At 44.5% G+C, this 8,684-nt stretch carries 2 protein-coding genes; both read right to left on the bottom strand.

Annotation, left to right across the window (positions count from 1 at the left end):
* On the bottom strand, nt 1-6,405 hold a 6,405-nt coding region (locus ACFIJJ_RS08510), incomplete at its 3' end, for a hemagglutinin repeat-containing protein (RefSeq protein WP_375646636.1).
* A 25-nt stretch (nt 6,406-6,430) separates the two neighbouring features.
* Nucleotides 6,431-8,227, bottom strand: a complete 1,797-nt coding sequence (locus ACFIJJ_RS08505) for a ShlB/FhaC/HecB family hemolysin secretion/activation protein (RefSeq protein ID WP_375646635.1) — start codon at nt 8,225-8,227, stop codon at nt 6,431-6,433.
* Nucleotides 8,228-8,684: the final 457 nt, after the last annotated feature.

Here is an 8,684-nt window from a genome sequence, read left to right as displayed (position 1 = left end):
AAAAGAAGCATTCCCCATCCACCCTGGACCACCGGTACCATAACTATACCCAACATTCATCGAAGCGCTTTGCGTGTTGTTTTGTGTGCTTTGCGTGTTTTGTGCACTTTCAAAGATGATATCTTCACCTGCTCCCATGGTGATATTCCCACTCTGTTCATCATTGCTTTGCATCGGGTTTGTACCGGCAATAATATCGGCTCCAACACCATGGATGCTGCCTTTGTGGGCTTGCATATTAACAGCGCGTCCGCCTTCTATTGTACCTGTTACCGCAGTAGAAGCTTGAGAAGAACCCTCTGCCTTCTCTGTCTTAAAGCCCACGGTTACACTAGCAGAAACATCAGCAATATCACGAATAGACTGTTTGTTTCCACCTTTCATCCCATTATAAAGACCTTTGCCTTTGCTATAGAGATCATAGCCTTTTAGACCAGCAATAAGACCATTACCGATTTTGTGTTTTGTATCCCCATGACCAAAACGTTTGACTGCATCCCTTACATCTTTTACGGCACCAAGAATGCCCACATTGACAGAGCCTGTCACACCAGCAAAAGACTTTTCATGTGTCTCTTTGCCGTTAGAGGTATCATAGCTTTCTGAAAGCGTGATATTATTGCCGGCATCCATGTTGACATCACGATCCGCCGAAACAATGGCTGCTTGCATATTTACATCATTGTCAGCAGTAATCTGCACATCTTGGCGTGCCGTGATGTGTGATTGTGTGGAAGTATTTTCCCATTGATCGCCCGTATCTTTGGCGCTTGCAATTCCAACACCCACGGAAGCACCGCTGTTGCTCTTTTCAAACTGAAACCCAAAACCTGTACGTTCTTCCTTTGAGCTTGAGGAATGGCTATTATGACCAACAAGCACATTCACATCACGAGCTGCCGAAAGGTTAATATTCTCACCCGCAAGGTCAGAGCCAACAATTTTCACATCTTTTTTCTTGGCAGTGATGTTGATATTGCCATCCGCATTGAGAGAAGAACCTTGATGCTCAAAACTCTCTTCATTTTCTGTCTTTCCCTCACTCCCATATATCGACACAAAGCCCTTACCTGATCCCACACCAAAACCCGTTTCATGCTCCTCTGAATGGCTTTTATGATGATCTGTCATGCCATCAATCGTCACACTTTCTCCGCTCACATTGATATCTTGACCGGAAAGAAGATGAGAAGCAGAAATCTTGGCTTCTCCTTGTGCGTCTAACACGATGTTGCCCGTTGCCCCAAGGATAGAGGAAACCGTTGTGGTATGCGATTGAGATGTATCGGAAGATTTCTCATGCAAAAAGCCACTTGATGACGATTGTGCTTGCTGGTCCAAGTGTTCTTGGGCGCCTTTGATAGTAATCTTTCCCCCAGAGTGAATGGTAATATCCGCTTGTTTCTGTTCTCCTGGTGCTTTCTCTCCTGACGTTTCCTCTGCCTTACCGGCTACGAGCGTCGAGGCTACAACTTCCGTGTTGTTTCCGGAATCAATGGCAATGCCTTCACCCCCTGTTATGCTTGACCCCACAACTTGGCGCACATCCATCTTGTTATGCTCAGATTTACTGCTACTAAACACCCCACCGTCTTTATGGTACGACATCTCATAATGTAAGCTATCCTCTGCATTATTGATGAGAATATCATTGCTGGCTTTCAGCCCTACCTTGCCATCAGCCGCAATGGAACTACCTGTGATAGTGAGATCATGCGGTTTGCCATCCTGCCCTGCAATGACCGTGGTATCACCTCCCGATTTTATCGAAGAGCCAACCGCATGAGAGGCTTGCATGTCCACTTTCGTGTTTTTGGTGCGAAGATGATACTCCATCTCATCGTTTCTCACCCCTATCGCTATCTCCCCTTGGGCGCCAAGAGCAACATTACCCTTGGCATCTATATCGGAAGCAGCCATATGGATATCTTTTCCAGAGATAACAGTGGTCTCTTTTCCAGAACTTAGATGAGAGCCATTGTGTAAGGCAACATGAGATGTTTCACTCCCACTCTGATTGTCCATGCTGTTGCGTGTGGCATCAATAGAAACATTCCTCTCAGCTTGTAAGAGAAGTTTATCCTTTGTTTGAACATCAGAGCCTAAAATATTCAAATCTTTTCCAGAGGAAAGCGTTGTTGAGCCTCCAGAGTTGACTTCTGATTTATGATGCATGGTGGCATCACCCTGTTCATCATGGTAATGGGTTTCTGCTGAACCGATCGTCAAGTTACCTTGTTCTGTAGCCATGGCAAGATCACCTCCGGTAGTGATCCCCACCCCTGAGGCGGTGATATCTTGTTTAGCAATCACCGTTGCATTGCCCCCAGCAGAAAGCGCCTCGGTGTTTAATACTGTCTCCACGCCGTCAACCGTTGTGCGCCCTGCATCTAAACGAATATTCTTCTCCGCAAGGAGAACAGCATCGTTACCCGCAGCAAAATACCCCCCTTGACTGAGGATATCCCCACCATGCACATGCAATTGGTGATTTGCCGCAATCCGCCCTGAATTGATAATCGTTGAATTGCTTGTATTTTGGCTGGTGATATTGACATCATTGCCCATGATCAAAGCCCCAGCAGAAACAAAGGAGGATCTGTCTTTTTCGGGGATGTAAAGCACCGGTGCATAAACATCCATGCCCTTGACCTGTTGGCGCACATAAATCACCATTGGGGCTTCTAGGGACGCCAATTGTTCTTCACTCAAAGCCTCACCAAAAGGGAGATTGTGTGCTTTTGCATAGTCTGCCCCGACATCCAGCAAGGTTTTGACTTGTTCAATGGCATCACTTCCAGGAATAAAGGAACCTTTGCCCAAACCTTGACCAACAAGATCACGCATTTGTTTTTCAATCAATTCCTTTTCGAAATAAGCATCGCCTAAGAAAAAAATCTCTCTGTCAGGATTGTAGCCAATTCTGTTCAAATAATAGGCTGAGCCATAAAACTTGCCGACATCAAGAAATTCTGCCCGCGTTTCATAAATGAAATTTTGATTGGGTAGCGTGCCCCCAACCCCACCCGATTGGGGTTTTGGTAAAGGGAGCCCCTCAGAAAGTTCCCCTGCATTATTGAGATCGACTTTTGGTATAAAGAGAGCGCCAGCCCCGGTTAAACCACTTAAGGACTCCAGTGGATTGCCTTCAACTGCTTGTGCTTTAAAATGCGCATCCCCTGTAATCGAACCTTCCGCTGCCGTGTTATTGAGTTGATCGACCACCAGATTTAAAGTGCCGCCCGCTTGGACAAGACCAGGAACGCTCTCCAAAGCTTCTGAACCAATCTGGCGATCCTTGCCATTGGCTATATCTAAAGAAACATCGCGGCTTCCATCAGCTTTATAGCCATAACAATAACCATCCTGGGTATTGGCATTACAACCCATATAGGTTTTTTTATAAGCCGTTGCACCCAGATTGGTCAGCACACCAGCGTGGATATCGGTATTTCCCCCTGCTCTCATAGAGCTATAATGGTTGTCAATGGTATCAGCGTTAATGATGAGATTGCCACTAGATTGTATTACCCCCGAAACAGTTGGTTTATGCGAAAATGCTTGTGTGACAGTCTTTTCTGTCATATGTGACCAGTGTTTGTTTATTGACCAGATCCCTCCTGCCTTCCACCTATCACCATTCCATCGATACTGTTCTACAGAGTTTCTTTCGTCAATATATTTCCAAGTAAATGCCTTATAGACTGTTCCATCGCTTGAAATTGCGGTGCCATAGGTTTCTTCTTTACTATTCCAAAGTGGATTATCTAAGTAAATGTATAAGTGTCCTTTCCAAACTCCGTTATCATCTTGATGTTCGTGCCCTTGTCCCCAAAGACCAACTTTCGCATCATGATATAACATCCCATCACTGAGTTGATCAGAACCCTTTGGTCTTTGGAAAGAAATATCGCTATATTCCGTTTTTTCCGTGATGACAGGCGTGCTATCGGCTTCGTTTTTTAGGGTGTTGGTTTGGATATTTAAGTTTCCACCAGCTTGAATAAAGCCTGCTTTGTTCACAAGCGAAAGGCTTTTTCCGCTGCCATCTGCATTGGTGAAAGATAAATCACCTTCTGTCATTATGGTGCCAAAATCATTGAGCAAAGCACCATCAACTTGTAAAGCACCATTGCCCTTCACATAAATTAAACCCGTTTTGTTGTTGGTCACATCCCCCGTCACGCTAAAGACTAAATCCTGCCCCGATGCCAATTGACCGCTATTTCCAAGCTCCCCCGTTTTGATCACGAAATCTCGTGCTGCTAAAACAGAAGTTGTCTCATCAACCATAACGCTTGGAGCAATAAAGAGAATATCTCCAGTCCCTCCCTGATCTGTCACGGCTTGTAGCCTTGCATTGTGAATATCAAGGGCATTGGTGCTTTGAAAGTCTAAACCGCCATAAGCCAATTCGCTCTCTGAGACATCAATATGATCTGCAATTAAATACAGCGTTTGCGGCGTGTAAATATGAGAACGATTATTGCTTAAATCGAGAGTGTTTGCTGTCAACCTCACATCCCCCTCAGCAGACAGCACATTCTCAACACTGATCTCTCCTGATACCGATGTCAATGTTGCGCTGCCATAGCCCATGACCTGATCATAATAGATGTCGTTGCCTGCAAAAATTTCAATATTGCCACCACTGGCAATCTGACCAACCTTCACCCCTTCTTTTGCTGTAATCAAAAGAAAGCCGTTTTTATCTAAAACAAGATCCCCTGAACCGCCCGTAGAAACGACACCTGTCATCAGTGTGCCTGCATCAAGGCTGCCAACCTTTAAAACAGCTTTTTCACCCGTCATCAGCGAAGAAAAGTCAACCGCCCCACCCTCAATATTTGCCTTACCATAGGCTAAAAGTTGTCTAAAATGAACGGGAGCATTTGTTTCTGGTTGTGCTTGAATGGCAACATTTTGATGCGATAGAATTGTTTGAGAAACAGATAGCCCGTTATGAGAAACCAGGGTGATATCTCCTGCTCCATAAACACTTTCAGCAACAATCGCACCTTGACTGCTCTGGAGATCAACATCCCCTTGGGTGCCAAGAACAACAACACCAGCAGCACCCGTTGCCGCCATATCAACCCCACCAGCTAAAAGCTGCGCCTGTATATCACCACCGGCATGCGCCTTGAGATTCCCTTGCGCTAAAACAATCCCCTCAAGCTTCAAATTTCCGCCCGATTCAAGAGCCATATCAGCGCCTGCCCCTAGCCCTGAAACTTGAAGTGTCTGGCGCGAAGAAAGCTCCATATTGCCCCCAGAGGTTGCCTTACCGGCAATCGATAAAAGCCCATCCTGCGCCTCTATCTTCAAATGACCATCAGCACCAACCGTCTCTAATGTCACATCTTTTTTTGCTGCAATATCAATATGCTTTTTCGAGGTGATGTGCTTTGCCAATACGCTCTGGCTTTTCGATTTGAGGACAACACCCCCATGACCAAAAACATTCTTCAACGAGATTTTCCCGTCAGCAGAAAGATGCAACTGCCCCGCATTGGCTGCCATATCATGGCGCATACGAACCCCAACACCTTTTTCTGTTGCCACAAGTTTTATTCTGTCCGCCTGTAGAGCCCCCAAAGCAGAACCATCTATCGCATATTCCGGTTTACCAGTAATATCAGTTAGCTCTTTCATCTGCCGTGAAGCATAATCAAAGTGACCCGTCCCTGCTGTCACTCCAATTTCTCTGCCCGCAACAGCTCCTTCAAAATGCACTGTGCGTGAGACAATATCGACAATATCAACAGCCCCTTGGCCTGAGAAAAAATTGGCTCCCTTTGCTCCAAAGGTAATATCCCCACCTCGCACCTCAAAACCTTTCAAAAAACCGCTCGCATCAATTTCGGGTACACCTGTGGTTAAGGTCGCATGGGGCGTATTGATAAAACCGCAACCATCACAGCTTATCCCATTGGGATTGGCTATAATCACATCGGCTGGGCTCCCAAAAACCTCTCCTGGACCATTCAAAGCACTGCGCTTGCTGCTGGTGACTTCATTTAAAATCACTTTCGCTGAACCCGTGAGGCGCAAATGCGGATTGCCCGGCATAATGCCCCCCAACTGCGATTGCCCCACTTCTTGCGCATGATTGTTCCAAATCACACCTGGATTTCCAATATTAAAATCGTTATATTTATTGTGTGATAAGCCCTTGCCATTGGGGGTGACAATATCAATGGAAGGAACCCCATTGGGCGCTGCGACTATATCTGGACGATGGGCGGCATTAGCGTTAGGATCCACAGTAATTTGTGCCTGTAACGCTGAAGGTGCTAACAAACAAGAAAAACCAAGTCCCCCAAATAAAACCTTTTTGAGCATCGTACTGGAGACTAAAACACCTAATAAAGCTGCTCTGTTTGCTCTCTTCTCATATCTCATACTTTAACTCCCCAATAAAAAATGCTTAAAGTTCCATTGTTAATGTCATAAAAAATGTTCCTGATTTTTTGTGCTTAACTGTGCTCCAAAAAATACTGGAATAACTGGCATCAAGAGAGACCATGCCTCCCGCAAGCTTGACACCTGCTGTCCAACCGGCAAGCTGGTCACTCTTAATCCCATACAAAGCTTGCGAAAACACACGCCCATAATCCAAACCAACATAAGGGCGAAGTTCTCCAAAAACCTTTTTGAAGGTCGCGTGATTGCTCCACGGAATGGTGCGCAACAACAAATCATTCCGGCTAAAAAAACCGTTATTGCCAAAAAGAAAACTCTCACGCGTGCCACGAACATTGGAAGCACCCCCCAACGAAATCTGCTCAGCACCCAATAAATTATGCGGTGAATATTGACCACTCAAAAGATTGCTCAGTATAAAGTCCAAGCCCCCTACCTTAAAAGGCGTCATGACACTAAGCGTACCAGTAAATTTGGCAAATTGTGGCTCCGCATCCCCTGCCCCTGGCGCATGTTTCTTTACTGAATGAAACAAAGGGAGCCCTTGCAAATAACTCACATCAAAGGTCCATGTCCCACCCAACATCTGGCGCGAATGCGAAATCCCAAAATTGGCGACGCTATATTGACGGCTGCCCACTTCAATCTTATTGCCAAGAAGGTAATTGTTGGTTCTTTTATAAGAAAGACCTAAATTCAAGGTTGTAAGGGAAACACTATCACGGTAAAGAACCCTGCTTGTACTGGCGTGCAACTCACTGGAATCCCCCGTCGTCTCAATATCGGTAAAATTGCCAGGGATTATGCTTTGGTAATTATAAACAGTGCCATTCAATCCAAAGGTCCAATAACCGTACGGAATACTCACACTCGCTGAAATGTTATTACTATGTCCTTCTTGCTTGCTCCCACCCCAATAATCGGGCTCACTGCGTTGATAGTTAAAATCCCACGCATCATTCATCCCTAAAATATTTTCTACCCTCAAGCCCGCACTATAACGCGCATAACCCGTGGAAGATTGTCCCATATTGTCATGAGAAACAGTAACCTTGAAAGTTTTATCGGGATGATTGTTAATATTGACAATGGTGCTCCCTTCTTCACGCCCTGGAAGAAGTTCGCTTTGAGCGTGCGCTGAACTCAAACGGTTGATCTGATCAAGCCCCTGTTCAATATCGCGCATGTTCAGAACATGACCTTGAAGCCCAGGAAAAGCACTCCACACAACATTATTATAACGAGATGCCGGTGAACCATTATAGTAAATCTCTGAAAGCTTTCCCTCAACGACAACAAATTTGAGCGTCTTGCTGTTTTTGATATCTTGATCAGGAATATAAAAACGCGCCGTTACATAGCCTTGATCCAAATAAACTTTGGTTAACTTCTTGATTAAGAGCTGAATATCGACAAGACCGATACATCCTCCAACATAAGGCTCTGTTACGGCTGATATAAAGCGCTTTTTGACATGATGCACTCCCTCAACAACAACAGCATGAATGGGAAAACATTGCTTCCCACCCAAAAGCGTTTCTGGATTTTGCTCTGAAGGCGTCTTTATCCTTTTAGGCGTTAAAGCGCGTAATTTCTCAATTCTTTCTAATTGCTGCTTTTCTGAATACCCACGAGAAAAATTATCTGTTGGGGAATGAAAAATAGCTGAGGAACGCGCATAAACATTTACACCTGTAAACAAGCCAAAGAAAACAACAATGGCACGAAAAATTCTCAAAAGAGAACTTTGGCGTAAAAATACACAAAACAATACAGATTGCCCCCGCTTTGCACTATTCATGAAGCATGATTTAAAAGAACTTCATGGAACCGCTAATAAACCCACTCAAAACAGCCACTGCCCTATAACACTTTTAACAAAAGCACATGCCTCTGTAACCAAAAAAGTGACACCCAAAAACTGCTTTATTTTACAAAAACCACTTTATTTTAACTGCTGAAGATCTCTCCCCCACATTTCTATGGAAAAACCTCTAAACAAAACTGTTTAGCCCGTCAATGGTTAATACATCAATATCCCCAGTTTAATGCTACAATATATTTATCAATAATTAGAGATAAATTCACTCTCCAGCTCCTCTAAGCCACTCAACACGCATATAAACGAGACATCATCCTATCAAGCACATCCTGTCGTCAAAAACCATCATAGAAAACAATAAGAAATCTCTTTTGAAGTCTTTAAGACAACCACGCAAAACTCTTTTTATGGCATTCTCATCAAGGAACTTTTTTCC

Source organism: Bartonella sp. TT29SHDZB (assembly GCF_042193395.1).
Classification (GTDB): domain Bacteria; phylum Pseudomonadota; class Alphaproteobacteria; order Rhizobiales; family Rhizobiaceae; genus Bartonella.
This window is presented reverse-complemented; position numbering and strand designations above follow the sequence as displayed.

Coding starts and splice junctions, on each gene's coding strand:
- ACFIJJ_RS08505 (WP_375646635.1), bottom strand. CDS start 8,227: ATGAATAGTGCAAAGCGGGGGCAATCTGTATTGTTTTGTGTATTTTTA.